This is a genomic window from Salinimicrobium profundisediminis, assembly GCF_026241755.1.
GTDB classification, from domain to species: Bacteria; Bacteroidota; Bacteroidia; order Flavobacteriales; family Flavobacteriaceae; genus Salinimicrobium; species Salinimicrobium profundisediminis.
The window spans coordinates 74,720-92,130 of the sequence record NZ_JAPJDA010000009.1 but is presented as its reverse complement, the minus strand read 5'-3'; the positions used below and the strand labels follow the sequence as shown (position 1 = coordinate 92,130).

General features: G+C 38.0%; 13 protein-coding genes. 11 read left to right on the top strand and 2 right to left on the bottom strand.

Annotated elements, in window-relative coordinates; translation table 11 throughout:
- Positions 1-137: 137 nt before the first annotated feature.
- The 3 genes from OQ279_RS06970 to OQ279_RS06960 are packed head-to-tail and all read left to right on the top strand — an operon-like array spanning position 138 to position 4,825.
- The gene (locus OQ279_RS06970) at positions 138-1,625 is read left to right on the top strand and encodes a polysaccharide biosynthesis protein (protein WP_306419752.1); all 1,488 of its coding nucleotides are present in this window, start codon (positions 138-140) and stop codon (positions 1,623-1,625) included.
- Between the two features lie 3 nt (positions 1,626-1,628).
- On the top strand, positions 1,629-2,435 hold the full coding sequence (locus OQ279_RS06965) for a polysaccharide biosynthesis/export family protein (RefSeq protein WP_266069143.1): 807 nt from the start codon (positions 1,629-1,631) through the stop codon (positions 2,433-2,435).
- Positions 2,435-4,825: a GumC family protein gene (locus OQ279_RS06960; RefSeq protein ID WP_266069142.1), complete on the top strand. Its 2,391-nt coding sequence runs from the start codon at positions 2,435-2,437 to the stop codon at positions 4,823-4,825. The genes OQ279_RS06965 and OQ279_RS06960 overlap by 1 nt, the downstream gene beginning before the upstream one ends.
- On the opposite strand, the gene OQ279_RS06955 is transcribed toward OQ279_RS06960, so the two are convergent.
- Positions 4,822-5,568 (bottom strand): tyrosine-protein phosphatase, encoded by a 747-nt coding sequence (locus OQ279_RS06955; protein ID WP_266069141.1) that lies wholly within the window; start codon positions 5,566-5,568, stop codon positions 4,822-4,824. The two genes, OQ279_RS06960 and OQ279_RS06955, sit on opposite strands and share 4 nt — an antisense overlap.
- A gap of 93 nt (positions 5,569-5,661) precedes the next feature.
- Between OQ279_RS06955 and OQ279_RS06950 the strand changes: the two genes are divergently transcribed.
- From OQ279_RS06950 to OQ279_RS06925, 6 genes are all read left to right on the top strand, one after another.
- Entirely contained in the window at positions 5,662-7,008 is a 1,347-nt protein-coding gene (locus OQ279_RS06950; RefSeq protein ID WP_266069140.1) for a capsule assembly Wzi family protein, read from the top strand.
- A gap of 488 nt (positions 7,009-7,496) precedes the next feature.
- Positions 7,497-7,859: a helix-turn-helix transcriptional regulator gene (locus tag OQ279_RS06945; RefSeq protein ID WP_442476010.1), complete on the top strand. Its 363-nt coding sequence runs from the start codon at positions 7,497-7,499 to the stop codon at positions 7,857-7,859.
- A 164-nt stretch (positions 7,860-8,023) separates the two neighbouring features.
- The gene (locus OQ279_RS06940) at positions 8,024-8,860 is read left to right on the top strand and encodes an AAA family ATPase (protein WP_266069138.1); all 837 of its coding nucleotides are present in this window, start codon (positions 8,024-8,026) and stop codon (positions 8,858-8,860) included.
- A 366-nt stretch (positions 8,861-9,226) separates the two neighbouring features.
- Positions 9,227-11,539 carry a hypothetical protein gene (locus OQ279_RS06935; RefSeq protein WP_266069137.1) on the top strand — a complete coding sequence of 771 codons (2,313 nt, stop codon included), beginning with the start codon at positions 9,227-9,229 and terminating at the stop codon, positions 11,537-11,539.
- A gap of 24 nt (positions 11,540-11,563) precedes the next feature.
- Positions 11,564-11,893, top strand: coding sequence for a hypothetical protein (locus OQ279_RS06930; protein WP_266069136.1), 330 nt, complete (start codon positions 11,564-11,566; stop codon positions 11,891-11,893).
- Positions 11,890-12,243, top strand: a complete 354-nt coding sequence (locus tag OQ279_RS06925) for a hypothetical protein (RefSeq protein WP_266069135.1) — start codon at positions 11,890-11,892, stop codon at positions 12,241-12,243. The genes OQ279_RS06930 and OQ279_RS06925 overlap by 4 nt, the downstream gene beginning before the upstream one ends.
- Before the next feature lie 6 nt (positions 12,244-12,249).
- Here OQ279_RS06925 and OQ279_RS06920 read toward each other — a convergent pair whose 3' ends face one another.
- Positions 12,250-14,223 carry a DUF2779 domain-containing protein gene (locus OQ279_RS06920; protein ID WP_266069134.1) on the bottom strand — a complete coding sequence of 658 codons (1,974 nt, stop codon included), beginning with the start codon at positions 14,221-14,223 and terminating at the stop codon, positions 12,250-12,252.
- Positions 14,224-14,734: 511 nt separating this feature from the next.
- Between OQ279_RS06920 and OQ279_RS06915 the strand changes: the two genes are divergently transcribed.
- Both OQ279_RS06915 and OQ279_RS06910 read left to right on the top strand, forming a co-directional pair.
- Complete coding sequence (locus OQ279_RS06915) at positions 14,735-16,768, top strand: hypothetical protein (protein WP_266069133.1); 2,034 nt, start codon at positions 14,735-14,737, stop codon at positions 16,766-16,768.
- A gap of 16 nt (positions 16,769-16,784) precedes the next feature.
- Positions 16,785-17,240, top strand: a complete 456-nt coding sequence (locus OQ279_RS06910; RefSeq protein ID WP_266069132.1) for a hypothetical protein — start codon at positions 16,785-16,787, stop codon at positions 17,238-17,240.
- The last annotated feature ends 171 nt before the right edge of the window (positions 17,241-17,411 follow it).

The following is a 17,411-nucleotide window of genomic DNA, read 5'->3' as shown; positions in this document are numbered from 1 at the left end:
TTCTTATTGGAGAAAAAATTTATCTGGTAGCTGGTCTTATTTTTTATTTTCTTGTGTCTTTTATTCTCCTGTTTCTTTTTCGACTTTCAGTAAAACAGGTTTATGAATATTTTAAAAGGACTCAAAGAAGCCAAAGTTTGCAGAAAGCTATAGTATTTGGAGCCGATGAAAACGCCATTTCTATAGCAGGTGCTTTGGAAATTGAGCATCCAAAGCGTTTTGATATAAGGGGGTTTATTACAAATGATAATACCAGGCGAAACATCAGGATTTTAGGTAAACCCGTTATATATAATGGTCTAAAGATAAGTGAAGAGGCGCAAAAATTAGAAGCTTCAGCTCTAATTCTTTCTGAAAATACTTTAACCGCTGAAGAAAAATTCGCGGTCGTAGAAGATTGTTTGGAAAACAATATTAAAGTTTTTAATGCTCCTATTGTGGCCGATTATGAAGATGAGCGGTCTGTTTCTCACAAAGTTAAATCTTTGCAGATAGAAGATCTTTTAGATCGTGAGCCTATTTTGCTAAACAAGGAAAATAAGCGCCAGCAACTAACAGAGAAAGTAATATTAGTGACTGGTGGTGCGGGTTCAATCGGAAGTGAGATAGTCAGGCAGGTTGCGGAATATGGGCCAAAGTTGCTTCTTATTTTAGATCAGGCTGAGACCCCACTTCATAATTTACAACTAGAAATTCAGTCTAAGTTTCCCGATCTAAATTTTAAATGTATAATCTGCGATGTTGGAAATCGTAAAAGGCTTGATCTTCTTTTTAAAAGAAGATCAATAGATGTGATTTATCATGCGGCAGCATACAAGCATGTTCCTTTAATGGAAGAGAATCCTCATGAGGCAGTTTTTGTAAATATTCAGGGAACAAAAAATCTTGCAGATCTTGCGGTGGAACATAATGTGGGACATTTTGTAATGGTATCTACAGACAAAGCAGTGAATCCAACTAATGTTATGGGTGCTTCTAAACGAGCAGCTGAAATGTATGTGCAGGCTCTTTATCATTCAGCATGTAAAGAAACAGGGCAAACTAAATTTATAACAACCAGGTTTGGAAATGTTTTGGGATCAAATGGTTCTGTGGTTCCGCTATTTAGAAAGCAAATAGAAAATGGCGGGCCTGTAACTATAACTCATCCAGATATAATTCGCTATTTCATGACTATTCCTGAAGCCTGCCAGCTAGTTCTTGAAGCAGGAGCAATGGGAAATGGAGGAGAGATTTTTATTTTTGATATGGGCGAGCCGGTAAAAATTATGGATCTGGCTGTGAAGATGATTAAATTAGCAGGTTTTGTTCCCAACAAACAAATTGGTATAAAAATTACAGGTCTTAGGCCTGGAGAGAAGTTATTTGAAGAACTTTTGAGCAATAAAAGTAAAACTTTACCCACGCATCACAAGAAGATCATGATTGCAATTGATCAACCCGGAAATTATGAAAAAATAAATTTTTCGATAGAAACAATTATCAGGGTGGCCGCAAAATTGAAAAGCGATAAGGTTGTTGCAGAACTAAAAGCTCTAGTTCCTGAATTTAAGAGCAATAATTCCACTTTTGAAAAGTTAGATAAGGAACCAGTAAAACATCCTTCCCAAGAAAAATCCAAATAAACAATGGTAATATCTAAATCTTATAATTTTCTGTCCATAAAATGTACTTCGTCTAATTACATAATAGTATTATTAGCAGTCTTATTAATTTCTTCATGTTCTAGCAGGAAAGATGTTGTTTATTTTCAAGATTATGAACGGCTTCCTAATATGGCTGCCCCTGATGATTTTCAGGCTGAAATTGAAATTAATGATATTTTACGTATTGATGTTTCTTCAATGAATGAAGAATTGGCGGCACCTTTTCAGCTTAATGTTAATAACCAAAGTAGTGGAGGTGGAAGTAATAACGCTGCATTAACAGGGTATTTAGTTGATTCCGATGGAAATATAAATTTTCCTGTTTTAGGAGAACTCCATGTTGCAGGGAAAAGCAGGGAAGAACTTCAGGAAGAATTGAGTAGTGAGCTTCGTGAAAAATATTTGAAAGATGCTGTAGTTAGAGTTCGTATTGTGAACTTTAAAGTGACTGTGATGGGAGAAACGGGAAGTCAGGTAATAGATGTTACAGATGAGCGTATTTCAGTACCTCAGGCTATTGCAATGTCAGGTGACATTAGCTATGACGGGAAGAGGGATAAAATATTAGTCATTAGGCAGGAAAACCAAGAGTTGAAATATGAAATACTTGATCTCACCAGTGTTGATATTTTTCAAAACCCTTTTTATTATTTGAAACAAAATGATATTGTGTATGTGGAGCCTACATATCGCAAAGTGAAATCTGCAGGATTTATAACAAGCTGGCAGGGATTGGTTTCTATTGTTACCACAGCATTTAGTTTATTTGTATTATTCAATAACATTTAATGGAAGAATTACAGGAATTTTCAGAGAAAGAAGAATCCAATTTCGATCTCAAGGCAGAGATATTTAAATATCTGAAACACTGGAAATGGCTGGTGTTCGGCTGTTTACTCGGCCTATTCATTGCGTATCTTTATAACCGTTATACCATTCCTGCCTATACTACAGAGGCGTCAATGATGATTCTAAGTGATGAAAAAAATGGAATGGTAGGGGCCCTTCCCTCTGGTGGTACTTCAATTTTAGCTATTAATGATAACTCGCTGGATAATCAGATAGTCACACTCAAATCCAAACGTTTGGTTGAAAAGGTGATTGATGATTTAAATTTCAATGTTGCCTATTTTATAGAAGGAAAGGTTATTGCTGTAGAAGCTTATAAAAATAATCCCATTTCAATTGAGTTCTTAACTGATGTAAAAGTTGTTCATGAATCTTCGCTAAATATATTAGTTACACCCCAGTCGGCTACGACTTTTCGATTAGAAACCGAAAATGGTTCTTCTGGAATTTATGAATTTGGTGAGCCACTTGAAATGGGAGGGCTTCGTTTTCTTATTGCTCCAAATCAAATTTCTTTAGGGGCTAATAATACTGTAAATATTGTTGTTCGTCCCATACGTACGATAGCCAATGAGTATATCTCAAAGATGATCGTAACACCACAAGGAAAAGCTAAAGACATTCTGTCACTTAGCATCACAGGAGAAGTGCCCGAAAAATCCAGAGATTTTCTTAATACTCTTATGGTTCATTTTAATGCCGATGGAGTAGCTGATAAAAGGCAGGTAGCCGAAAATACAGCTGAGTTTATAAGACAGCGATTGGAACTGATTTCCCAGGAGCTTGATTCTGTTGAGGGGGGAATAGCAGATTTTAAAAGTGAAAATCGCTTTATGGATGTGGGAAGTAGTGCAGGTGAGTATATGGCCAAATCTACTATGGCTGAACAAGAAATTTTCACTTTGGAAACCCAACTCATGATTTTGGAAGGAATTGAAAGCACGCTTAGTTCCACTAAACCTTATCAGCTTTTACCTGAAGGAATCGGATTGGAACAAGGGGGGATGGGATCTGCCATAGGACAGTACAACGAGCTAGTGCTTCAGAGGAATGCGTATTTAAAAACTGGTACTACCCAGAATCCCGTTGTGCAGACTCTTAGTGATCAATTGGATGCCTTAAGGGAAAATATTTTAAATAATATTGAGCAGACACGTAGTTCTATTCGTATTCAATTGAGGGAATTAAATCAGTTAGATCAGAGAGCAGAAGGACAGTTTAGTTCATTTCCGGGACTTGAAAAAGGGATAAGAAGTATTGAACGTCAACAGGCAATAAAAGAACAGCTTTATCTTTTTCTCCTGCAGAGGCGTGAAGAATCTGCTATTTCTTTTGCAGCTACCTCTCCGGTAGCTAAAGTTATTGATCCAGCTTTTACCTATAATCAACCAGTAGATCCTAAGCCATGGTTGGTCCTTACGGGTGGAGGGATAATTGGTCTGTTAATTCCACTTCTAATTATTTTTGTAATTAATTTTCTTGACACCAAAGTTCACCATAAAGGTGATTTACAATATCTGAATAAGCATGTTCCATTTTTGGGAGAAATTCCAAAGATCTCGAAAGATGAAGCAGAATTAATACAATTAAATGACCGTTCCCCATTAGCAGAATCGTTTAGGATTCTCAGAACCAATCTTGCTTATCTGGTTCAGTCAAGAAATAAAGATAAAGCAGAAGTGCTTTTTGTTACTTCAACAATAAAGGGGGAAGGGAAAACTTTTATTTCCTTTAACCTTGCACGCACTTTAGCCAGTACAGGTAAAAAGATTCTTTTGATTGGAGCAGATGTGCGTAATCCAAGGTTACACAAATTTGCTGGTAATTCTTTAGAAACAAAAGGTCTTTCAGATTTTTTGTATGATATGGACATTAGAGCTGAAAATGTTATTCAGCCAATGAAACAGGATGATATACCTGTAGATGTTATTTTCTCAGGAGCAATACCTCCAAACCCTGCAGAACTGCTGATGAATGACCGAATGGAGGAACTACTGAAAAGTCAGAAAGAGAATTATGATTTTATCATTGTAGATACAGCACCAACGATGATAGTTACTGATACCCTTCTTATTAGCCAACTTGCCGATACTACTCTTTATGTGGTAAGAGCAGGTTACACCGAAAAGAAATTACTTGATTTTCCTAAAGATCTAAAACAACAAGGTAAACTTAAAGGTTTGGCTATTGTTCTTAATGATGTTGATTACTCCAAATTTTCTTATGGAGCTAAATACGGTTATTCCTATGGGTATGGTTATGGATATGGTGCTGATGACGACAGGAAAGGTTTTGTCGGTTCAATTAAACGTTTCTTCGGAAGAAGTTAAAATTTAAACGTTTTTTTTGTATTTTCTATTATAGAACGCAGCATCTCTACTTTTTTTGAAGAGATGCTGGCTGTTGAAAGTTTTTCTAAATGTCTTTTCTGATGTGTATCAGTACCTATAAAGTCGATCATCTCTTCTTCTAAAAGCCGGAAAGCTATATCTTTCATATTTTTTCCGTAATGGCCGATGAGACTAAGGGCATTTAACTGAAAGAGGCATCCCCTGTCTTTAAGTTCTTTGTAATTACTAAGAGAATTAGAATGTAGAAAAGCATAGCGTTCCGGGTGAGCGAGAACCGGTTTGTATTGTAAAGTTTGAAGTTGAAATAGAATTTCATTAAGATTTATTGGTGGCTGAAAATAAGACATTTCTACCAGAACCATATTTTCTTTTAAACAAAGTAATTCTTTTTTCTCTATAAGGGCCATAAAATCTTGATCCATCATATACTCAGCTGCAGCCTTTATCTCCACTTTCAAATCATTAAGTTTATTTAACTCTGTCATAAGTAGTTTGTGAGCTTTGTTAATACTTTCAGGAGTATTAGCGTAGTAATCATTCATGACGTGGGGAGTGGCAATTATTTTTTGAATTCCCAGTTTTTGATAGTCATATAAAAGATGAATAGAAGTATCTACATCTGATGCGCCGTCGTCAATTCCTGGCAAAACGTGGTTGTGGATATCAATAAAACCGTCAAGGTAATCTTTGAGGAATATTTTTTTCTGAAAGAAACTAAACATTTAATTATTTTATAGATTAAAATTAATGTTTTTATTTCATAGTCTATTGGGCTTTAGCAGAAGAATACTACTTTTACGATACAAAATAAAAATGTGATAAGAAAGCTCACCTTTTTGATACTGCTGTCTGCTTCGGCAGCTTTTTCACAGGAAATAAATTACTCAGTTAGAGGTACTGCTCAAGGTCTTGTCTATTCGGGTGAAGAAAGTCCTTTCTGGCTACATTCCAATCAACGTGGAAGGATCGATGAAAAAACTAATTTAAGTTCATGGTTAACCGGTATAGGAACCTACAAGTTTCGAAATGACGGAGTTCTTTCTGTAGGTATTGGACTTCTTTACAGTGATGGTTATTCGGACGAAATGAAACTGGACGAGTTTTTTATAAACTACGAAAACAAATGGGTTGAAGCATATGCAGGAAGAAAACAAAGAGATGAACTTTTTAGAGGAATTAGTGCTACTAATGAAAGTGTGTTATGGTCTTTAAATTCACGACCAGTTCCAGGTTTGAGTTTTAAGGTGAAGCCTTTAATGCTTTTTAAACGTGCCGGAATTGGAGTAAAGGCTTCCTGGGAAGAATTTTTTTCGGAAGAACGTGACAGATTTATTCAAATGCCCCGAATCCATCATAAAAGTTTTCATTTAATATATACTGGAATTGATAATGTAGAATTAATAGCAGGTGGACATCATTACGTTCAATGGGGTGGAAAGTCCTCAGAATATGGTGATTTACCTGCAGGACTTAACGACTACATAAAAGTCATAACAGGAGGTAGCCTCGCAGGAGGTGGTGGCCTTGTAGGTGAACAGGAAATTAACGGATTGGGAAATCACCTGGGAGGGTATGAAATCCAATTAAATACCACATTTTCGCATTTCGATATTTCATTGATCTATAATACTATTTTTGAAGATTTTTCTGGCATAAAACTTCGAAATACTCCGGACGGTCGCTATGGTATCTATATTTCTGATAGGGAGCCAGAAAAATGGATACAGGCTTTTATGTATGAATACTATTTTACCCGCAATCAGAGTAAAAATTATCCAACTATAGACGGAAAGGATAATTATTTTAACAATAATCTTTATCGTTCTGGCTGGACTTATGAAAATAGAATTATAGGGCTACCTTTCATAATGCTCGACGAAGATAGATTCAGAGTGGCACATAATAATATTGTTGCACATCACATAGGGTTAACTGGTACGGCGTTTTATGAATATCCTTATAAATTTTTGGCCAGTTATCGTGGAAATTATGGTGCTAAAAGTGGTACCTCCAAACCCATCGAACGAATTATATCTATGTACCTTGACGCAAATGTTTGGCAGAGATATGTAGATGTGAACGTACAGATTGGAGCCGATCTTCACTCCTCTGAATCATCTAACGCCGGAATAGGATTGAGGGTTACAAAAAACTTCTTTTAATAATCTCACCACATATTTTTGAAGTCACCCGATAAGAATATTAAGAAAAATTTATTCTGAATTTATTACTTTCCAATACAGAAGTTATCTTTTCGAGCAGGCTGCGGGATTAGCAGATTTTGAGGTGTAATCTAGGTACACGGCCATTGCAACATGTTGAAAAAAAATGATAAAATGTTACCAAATATTTAGTCATTACATATTATTACTAATAATTGCTTAACTGATAATGCAGTATAAAAGTAAGAAAATCACATAATATTAGTGTCATTTTAATCCTCATACTACTAAATAAATCTAATTGCCTTCTCGCGCGACATAATCTGTCGCTATATTTATTTTTCTTTACTTCCGTAACCAAGAGAATCAACTATGAACATTCTTTACCTGCACGGATTGAAAAGTAACTTAAGCTCGAAGAAACGCAAAATCCTGGGGAATCCGGAAGAAGTGGATTCTTGGATGGGGAAAGGGTGAAAAACTTCGCATTGGACAGAATAAGAAATTTAGTCATTTCTAAATATAAATTTCCTCCTGTAGCATATGATGTTCACCGGGAATTCAGAGACAGTTTTGGCATCATCAATGGAACCGATGAAGAGGCAGAAGAAGTAATTCTTTCTTTTACTCCCAGGGAAGGCCGGTACGTGGAATCGCTCCCATTGCATCACAGTCAGGAGCTGGTTCTGGAAAATAACAGGGAGATCAGGTTCAGATATTTCATCAGGCCTACCTATGATTTTCGAATGGAACTGCTTTCATTTGGGGATCAGGTGAAGGTGTTAGAGCCTGCTGATTTAAAGAAAACTATTATGAAACAGTTACAGCAGGCTTTGGAAATTTACAAATAAAGTTTTAGCGTCATCCTTTGGCGCTGTCCATTTTCATTTTTGGATCACAGAATCAAAAAGTAAATCCGCTTCGGTCACTGCTTCTTCGTGATGTAGGGGTAACGAAAAAGTAAACCGGGGCGGAATTTTTTTATTTCCTAACACCAAACCAACTCGGAAAAATCATGAACTACGGAAATAATCAAGAACCCGAATTTTTGCAGCAAAAGATCATGCTGGAGCAGGAGAAAGATGAAGTCATTGTATATTTTCAGAATGAACATACAACTCTGCTGCCTAAACTGCTGGATTTTATAAAGCGGTATAGGAAGGAAAAACCCGACAAGGCATATATCAACCTGATCATCATGCAGCCCCATGGATTTGACAATAAAAAAATTGATTTTAATAAACCCAGTCTCGATCTCAGGAAAAGCTATAATAACGATTTCTCTGTTTTTCATTACAAGATCCTGGAGATCCTGCAGGAGAAGGACAAAAGCGGGCTCCACCTGCTCTACGGAAAACCGGGAACCGGAAAGAGCACCTACATCAGGTATTTGTGCGGACTCGTAAAAAAAGAGATCGTGTTTCTCCCCGGACAGATGGCACAGAACCTGGATAATATTGCCATGACCAAATATTTGAAGGATAATGCAAACTGTATTCTGGTCATTGAGGATGCCGAAGAGCTCATAGTCTCACGTGGCCAGCAACGAAATTCCAATTTGGCGATGATCCTCAATATCACCGACGGTATTTTGGGAGAATCCCTCAACATTCAAATCATCGCAACTTTTAATACGAATGTCGAGAATATTGATCCGGCCCTGAAGCGTAAAGGCCGATTAAAATCGGCTTATGAATTTAAAGCCCTTACTGCTGAAAAAGCAAACCTTCTACTGCAAGAACAGAACAGAAACTACTCTACAAGTGAAGAGATGACCCTGGCAGATATCTACAACATAAGCGAAGAAGAACAGTATAAGAGTCCGCAGCGGAAGGCGGTGGGGTTTAGATGAGGCTGTGATGAAGCTCTAAAACTTTGTTAGTCTTACGATAAAGCACCTATAAATCGGTTCGAATCAGAGGCATCTCGTTATTTTGATAAGATAATTCTTACGATTACATTCCATATCCACACGTTTACTAAACCGGCCTGTTTTGCTTTAACAGAAAATTTAGATTTAGAAAAATTCTTATTAACCCCAATAAAACCAGAAACAATGGCAACTTACCAATGTAGAACTTGTGGAATAACAAAAAACGACACTCTAATTTCTAAAATGACAGTTCTTGGAAGATGCAGACCTGTAAATTCCCCTGCTTCACTTTCTCACCATTCGTGGACAAAAATATCCAATAACAACTAGCCCAAAACTCTTACTATGAATCTTGACGAACTAACTTTAGGAGAGAACCGGGTCTTCTTGCCTCGTATAATTGAGGAGATTCAGGAGGTGGCCATTCGGCTAAGCCAGAATGATCAATATATGACCCGACGACATCTGGTGAAGGAATTGGACTCCAAAATTTCCGGCTTGCACCTTACTGACGGATTGATTGTGAATTCTTTGGTAAAAGAAACCTATCTGCAAACTCCTTCTCCGGTGTTACAAAAAGCGATAGCAGAGAGCTTCCGAAACAATCTTACCGACAGACCTGTCTATGATCCGGAGAGTATCTCGGACGTGAGTTTGAGCCTCACCTGCTCGGGCGAGGTTATGGTAAACCTCAATAAATTTAGCCAGATCAGCGATATCCTGGACAGGAAAATGGTAGCATTAGGCGATACAGATTCCGTTGCGGAAATAACCGATATGAAGACCGCCATAGAAAGTCTTGTTCCCGAAAACAACTTCTCCCTTACCGGAAAAACCAAGGTGAACGATAACCTTAACTACGGGAAAAAGGTCTTGGAGGGCTACGGAAACCTCGTTGCGTATTATCACTGGGCAAAAGAACAGAACCAACAACTCATCGAGGATTTTAAGTTCCTGCGGAATGAACTGGGGCGGTTCCGAAATGATGTGACCGAATTACTGTTTGACATCATAGGGGAAGACAAGAAGGAAGCTCATCCGGAACTGTTTGATTTTTCCAAAGTTGAGTATGTCGAGACCGGCAGAATACTGAGGGATATTGATCTTGCATATAATACCTTACACAACAGTTTCGAGGTTTTTCAGGAAGCCTATAAGCTTGGTATGAGTAACATAAAACGCGCCGGAGAAAAGCATGCCGATAAGGCCCTGAAACGATATTCCAAAACGATGAAAAGGAAAGGTTATGCTTCAAAAGCAGATGTTAAGGGGCAAGTAGCCACTGCCGCCATAGGATTTGCCTTCGATGCTGCTCTGGAAATAATGGAAACCAGAAAGAATGCCGAAGAAACGGTGGCTGCCATTAAAAGGGATGTGGAAAAGATGAAGCTGGGCCTTAAAGAAGATGCCCAGAAAATAGCCGTGGACCTGTTGCGTTTACAGAAAGTTTATAACCGACTGAAGGTCATCCTGATTCCCGAAGCCAGGAAATTTATTATACAGGCCAACGGCATCTATAATGCCACCATTAAGGATACCTATTCTCAATTAGTGCAAGGTGGAAATATTGCCGAATTGAGTAAGGAGAACAGGAAGCTGGTTGTAGAAGAAAAACGTATCCACCTGGAGATCGAAGACAAAAAGGAAGGGCAACAGGTTTGTGCAGAGGAAATAACAGCATATAGGGAGTTAATTGCCGAAATTCAGGAGGAATATGATTATGTGAATTCTATTAAACCAGATCCTCCCAAAGATATTCACAACAAGCTTTCCTTTGGATTGGCAACAGGCATGTACAAGAAACATCTGGCCAAATGGGAAACAATTACACAGCCTGTGAGGTCAACCTATTTTTCTTACGTCGAATCCATAAAACTGGAAGAAGAAACCATAGAAAAGTACAATCAGCTTATTTTTGAAATGCAAAACCGGCTGGAGACAATAAAAGAACTTCGAAAAGCCAACAAAGCGAATATACAGGCGCAAGGTATCAAAATAGGCAATTTCGAACCGCAGCTGGAATCTCTGGAAAAGAACATTCGAAAGATCTCCGAAGCTTCAAGAAATTTGATGTCCAGGGGTATTCAGGAGGACTTGGTCAAAGTGCAGGCGCAGGGGATCCTTAATGGGAGTTCACTTTCTGAAGGCACTACAGGAATTCCAGCTACCACCATGCCGAGAGTTTCCAATGAATCCGTTTCTTACCTGTTTGATAAACATGAGAAAATGCAGGTGAAGATCGAGCTGCTGAAATTTACAGAGATGGCTTTTACCGGAGAAATTATCAGCAATTTTGTTGGGGAGAAGAAACAGCAGATCATAGCAGAACAATATGCTAAAGTAAGGACCCATCTGACTAACAAAATTTCCCGGCATTCAAAACTAGATGATATTCAAGCTGCAAGATTGGTGGACCTGGGGTCGGAAATTTTTCTCAGTATTCTCAGAACTCAGGAAATAAAGGCCGAAACCAATTTTCTTGCGGAATTGAACAAGAGGCTGGATCAGGAATTCATCGTAGAATTCGAGAGAGCGATGGACGACTTGAAGATTAGATTTGAGAAAGACCGGCAGGAGGCAGAAACCGTCGGGAGTAGCTTAAACGAAGCCACAACGGCAGACGACCTCCTGCAAGCGTCCAGGATTATAAAAAATTAAATTAAACCGAATTTTAACGACAGTATGAATACAAAAATTTTAAAGGCAGAATCCCACAAATTATCAGTGGCATATCTATGCTTTTTTTTCCAGGCTCCTTATGCTTACTTCAATAAATGGGTATACCAGCTCTTGTACTGGCTATGTGCCATGGCATTTCTTTCTGCCACATTAACTCTCTTCGGGGTTATTGATGATACGGAAACCGAGATCGCGGATATTGTGGTAATGTTAATACTTTCTACCATATTCATAGCTTGGGCTATACAAGTTTTCTTTGCCCTTCCCAATATGGTAAAAAAAGAAAATTTAAAGTTATATGAAATAATGAGTAGCAAAAAACAAAAAAAATGACAGCACTAATAATTATAGGAATAATCCTTAGTATCCTCGCATTCCTATGGCTTGGCTATTATTTATGGAATACGGCACTCGAGAAGTATGATCATAACATATTTGGAATTGGAGTAATTATAAGAGGGGTGGCGTCCCTTTTTTGCCTCACTTTTGCTGTTATGCTTGATACAGGAGATGGATCCCTATTTGTGTGGTTAATCGCTGCTTTTATCCTTTGGATTTGGACATTTTTTGTTACCTGGACCAGAAGTAGCTTTTCTATTGCACTATTTTCTATCATATATCAATTTTTTGCTGTTCTGTTTGTTCTAAAAGCAATTGATAGTGTTAAAAGGAGGTTGAGCTAAGAAAGACTACAGGCTTACAACCTCCCTGAAATACTCCCAAATCATCACCATTGCCAGCGTATCCAATTCGCAGTATTTAAGGAGCGACTGCTTAATTGCCAGGCGCTCTTCCTCCGGCATGTCCGTGTACTGTAGTTTGCCATAGGCGGTTAGGGCAGCACCACCGTCGGCAATGTCCTGCATACCTGAAACTGTGGCATCAAGTTGTTCTTCGGTCCAGTCGGCGAAGAGGGGTGGGAGCATCTTGTACGGACTCAAAACCTTGCCGTTTTCTATTTGTAGCCATACGTGTCCGGAATCAAAATTCATGGAGCTCAGGTCGATTTCCTGCAACGGCATTGAATATTTCTGCTGCAGGTGTTTAGAGGAGTTTAGCACTGCCGGCAGCACGGCTTTAATGGAATTGGAGCCGCCCATGTGCGGGTCGTAATAATAATGCTTCACCACCTCACACAAATCGATCATGTCTCTTTCTCCACACCATTCCTCCGGACCGTTTCCTGTAGAATGGCTGATGGATTTTATAAATTCCTGCAGTTCCTCTTTGTCCGGTTCGTTACTTTCCTTTAGCTGCTGAAAAATGACGTTTAAGATCGTGTTTTCATGAGCCGCGTATTTAAAGATGCTGCCGTTATTCTTTTCCAGGGCTTTTTTTAGCTCCCGCACAAATTGAAAGTTGGGAAAGTTCCCGGGCTCGAAGTCGATATATTCGCTTTCGTGCTTTACATTTCCGGCTTCGTCTACGGTGTGATGGGAGAACTGAAACGCCACCTGCTCATAAGGCCGCCGACCTCTATTAAAGGGCAGGGCAGTGGCACTGGTTTCAAAGTCAATGAAGTTGAGTGGATATTTCCAGTTGCTCATTTCCTGCCTTAGCTCTTCCTTTAAAATATGAGGTTCGCTGTCTCCGGTCCTGGTTTTCTCTACCTGTATCCACTGCCGCTCTGAAGGAGAAAGCTTTCCCGCTTCGGGTCTTACTCCTATGTCATCTTCATTGAGATCCTGGAAGAAATATTTCCCATCTTTGAAAAGCTTTGGACCTTTTAAGTAATGTAGCTTCCAAATCTCCCAAATCACCGGATTAGCAAATTCCTTTTCTGTCCATCCCATTTGACTGCTCCAACATTCCCTGAAGCCGGACTTCTTGCCTGCGGCCAGTTCTTCTTCTGTGGCCTGAAATTCACAGCCTTTGCAGTTGGAGTAGGAGACAGGAGAATTGAAAAGCTTATCGGCGGCATAATGCTCTGAAAAAATCTTGATGCTTTGTTCCAGATTCAGGTTCTCATAGCACAGGTGCTTTCCTGCTTCTATTTCATCGAGGATCTTATCTATGTTTATTTTGCCTAATACGCTGCCGCCAATCTCGTCCAGGCTGTTCATCTTTTTCGTGATTCCTGTGCGATTCTCTGCTGTCTTACTGATCCTGAATAGCTGATTAAGACCTTCTATGGGAGACTCCTTCGATTTATCGGCCAACATGAGGTAGGACTTTATTTTCCATTCAGGATGACATTTTTGGATCACATACTTCTGAAAAGCCACATCAAACAAATAAAGTTTCCAACTACCGTTCAAACCTCCGCGCTTGCCCACCAGTAGATTTTCATCTTCCGGATCAAAAGACTTCGCCTTGACCTCTATCAGCTCGATCTCATTTCCCCGCTTCACCAGGATATCCGTGCGAATGAACAACGCTTCAAATTTAAAAGCCGCTTCAAAAATCACCACGTTCTCCTGCCGCAGCAGTTCTTCTGTCTGCGCAGCCAAAAGCTCATATTTCCAGTCGTTGTTCTCGATCAGAATTCCATCAGGATAATGCAGCCGTGCCAGTTCCTCCACCTGAAAACCGCCCTGGGCTAAAGCTTCTAAAAAGGGATCTTCCAGTTTGCTGTTAGCGTACTCCTCTTTTTTGGTGTAGAAGAGCTTGTTAGGGCATTCCAGGGCTTGTTTAAAACGGGATTTGGTGAGGAAACGGCTCATGAAGAATTAAGGTTTAAGGTTTATTGTCTAATAATTATTTGACTAAAGATAGAGAGAGGTAGCGACAAAAGCTGACGTTTTAAATTGTATAATGAATATTGTATAATATCGCTATACCCTTTTGTGGAATTCTTACTTTCCAATTCTGCCGGGTGCCGGGCAGGTTGAACAGCAGATACTCGAGATAGATGCCGGTTTTCTCAAATTAGCGCATACCGCCCAGGATGTGGGGAATTTCAATTGTTAAATTTCTTAGACTTTAAAACTACTCAACTTCTTAAAATATTGAAGAGGATTTTTCCTACTTTAATTAAATATATTAGCTTATATTTAACACGATTTTAAGCCCCTTCCTTAGGATCTCTCAGCGAAATTTATCACGGATATATCCCTAAATATCTCAGGAATTTCGTTTGTTTTTTTATGGGATCAAGTCTGTTCATCATTCAGTAGATTAGAAATTTTCGTTAGGAAATTAAGAATTGAAGCTAGTTAAATCATAATATTAGAAATGGAAAATTCAATAAAATCAATTTTAAAAAAATATAAGCCAAGGTTTGTAGAAGTATCCGACGCCTACTTCTATCCGAACATACCAGAAAAAAAGTTAAACAAATTGATTAAAAACCATACTATTGAGTATGGACAAAAAGTCTATTTTCATTCAGTCGGTTCCTTATTAGGTTTTGTTCATTCTAGTTGTGTTATAACTGATAAATACTTCTCATTTAAGAATTCTGATCTGGATGAATATTTTAAAATGGGATGGGACAAGATTCAAGAAGTACGTTATTACGGAAATAAATTCGACTTTGTGTATAGTAGCTCTGATCCAAGTAGGAATTTTCAATTTAAAAAAGATGATATTTTACCAAGTCTTTTATCAGATAGTAATCTTGGAAATCATTTCGCCGCTCTATTAACGGAGATTGCTAAATTATTTCAAAATGAAGATCAAGATAAATTTGAAAAAGTTAAGGCTTCACTTAAGGAAGGGGATACAAAATCCTTCGAACAAACATCCAGTGAGTATTTAAAATGTTATGGTGAGGACGGCGACTTTTCTAATAACATTCATTTGCTGCGCGCGCAATATTTTTTCAGAGAAAATAAATTTGATAATGCTTTAGAAGAAGTTAAGTGTTGTGAACATCATCTGGAAGAAGGTTTTATTACTGATGACAATCTTGCCATTGATGTCTTAAAAACAAAAGGAGATATACTGTTAAAATCAGGCCAGGAATATGGAGCTGTGACAGCTTATTCGGGAGTTTTAAAAAATTATTCGGATTATGCCCAGGTAAATTTATTCAGAGCGAAAGTGGGAGCGGCTAATTTGCAACTTCAAAAAAACTTTTTAAAATTAAATTATTCGAGCAGAAAATTAATTCTTGTAGATAATGAGCAAGCAGATTTATCTTCAAAAGAATTTAAAGTAATCCTTAAAGACAAATTACCTGCTTTAAAATTTCCTGTGGGACATCCAATTAGTAAAGAACTTTATGTAGGTCATCCATATAATGCTGATGTCTATATTCCTGTTTCAACTTTTGAAGAAAATCTTTTCATGGATCGGTTTCAGGAGTTTTCTTATTTTCTTCAATCCCTGGGAGCAACTAAAATTTCCATTGTTAATAAAAGAGGTGGAGAATTAGGAGAAGTGGGAGAAATTTCCGGCAGAACCGGATTAAAGATTAATACTTTAGTTGCAGAATCGGAAACAACTAATGAGTATTCCAGTAAGAAGGAATTACAGTCTCAAAACTTCAAGCATATTTCCAGAACACAAACGTTTTCTCCGGTCAAAAAGCCTTTCCTTCCTTCTAACCTGGTATGGTATCCCCACGAGACATCATGGCAAAGATTGTATGAGCAAAGAGTAAATGGCAACATTCTTAACCACAGTGAAATAATTTCCACAGAACAAAATCAGGTGATCACCAAGAATGAAAAAAGGAGTATTCAGCAATCTTTAGAATATTATTTGGTAGAAGCAGGAGCTTCACATTCTATAGATGCGGATCACATGTTCCGTGAAAAAGAAACTACTGAATGGGTAATAAATGTTGAATTTGCCCCAATAGAAACTTTAAAGGAAAAGGGCAGTGATCTGACTAATACAGAGTTAACATCTCAAGATATTGTTCAGGAGAAGCTGAATGTAAGGGAACAAATGAGTGATAACTTAGATTCTCTTACCGCCGAAGAAATTAAATATCAGTCCAGAGTAGAAATTTTAGTAGATGATAATCGGGAGATTCTGGATGAAGACAGAAGAATACTTGACCGTGTAAGAGCGAAACTAAATATTACCGAGAAAAGAGCAATTGAATTAGAGCAACAGGTTCTTAAAAAATTCGTACCTGCTTATTCCAGTGAGGAACTACAGTACCTTGAAGAAGTAAAATTTTGCCTTGAGGATGATGGTGAGATAAGCGACAAAGAACGTCAGTTACTGGAGCTAGAGAGAGATGACTTAGGAATATTGCCTGATAGGGCTTTAGAAATTGAAAAAGAAATTATTCAAAGATTAAAGGAAGCCTAATCCTTAAGGAGAACGTATGGAAACTACTTTAAATCCGTGGATCGAGTTAGCTAATGGTGAAAATAATCAGAGTTTCATCTTACGAGAAGAACAATCTATCATTCGGAAATTTAACACTAAAGTTTCGAGCCAATATAAAATTCACAGCTCAATTTTCCCAGCCCCATTTATGGGAAATGTTCACACTGCTCCTGTAGTTGTTCTTGGTTTAAATCCGGGATATGATGAGAAGGAGGAAGAAAGAGGATATTATCGTAAATATGAAAACTGGTGGATGCAGCAAATTCAACATAAGCTGCCTTGCCCTCAATGGCCTCTGTTCTGCCTTGAGAAGGAATATGAAGAACAGTCTCCCTACTGGGGTCAAAAACTGAAGCCTTTAATAGCATTAGTAGGAAGAGAAAAAGTCGCTGCTAATCTAGCTAAAATTCAGTTCTTTCCGTATCACTCTAAAAAATTCAAGACTCTTTAAAAAAAGCTTTTAAAAGAAGATGGTTTTTCATCTCATTATCTTGTAAGCCAGTTATACAATTTTCACCTTGTGAGAAAAGCTATAGAACGAAACTCCTCTATTATAATTCCCAGAAGCAAGAAATACTGGTTTCAGGCTATACCGGAGCTGGCACATTATCCTGATTTACAT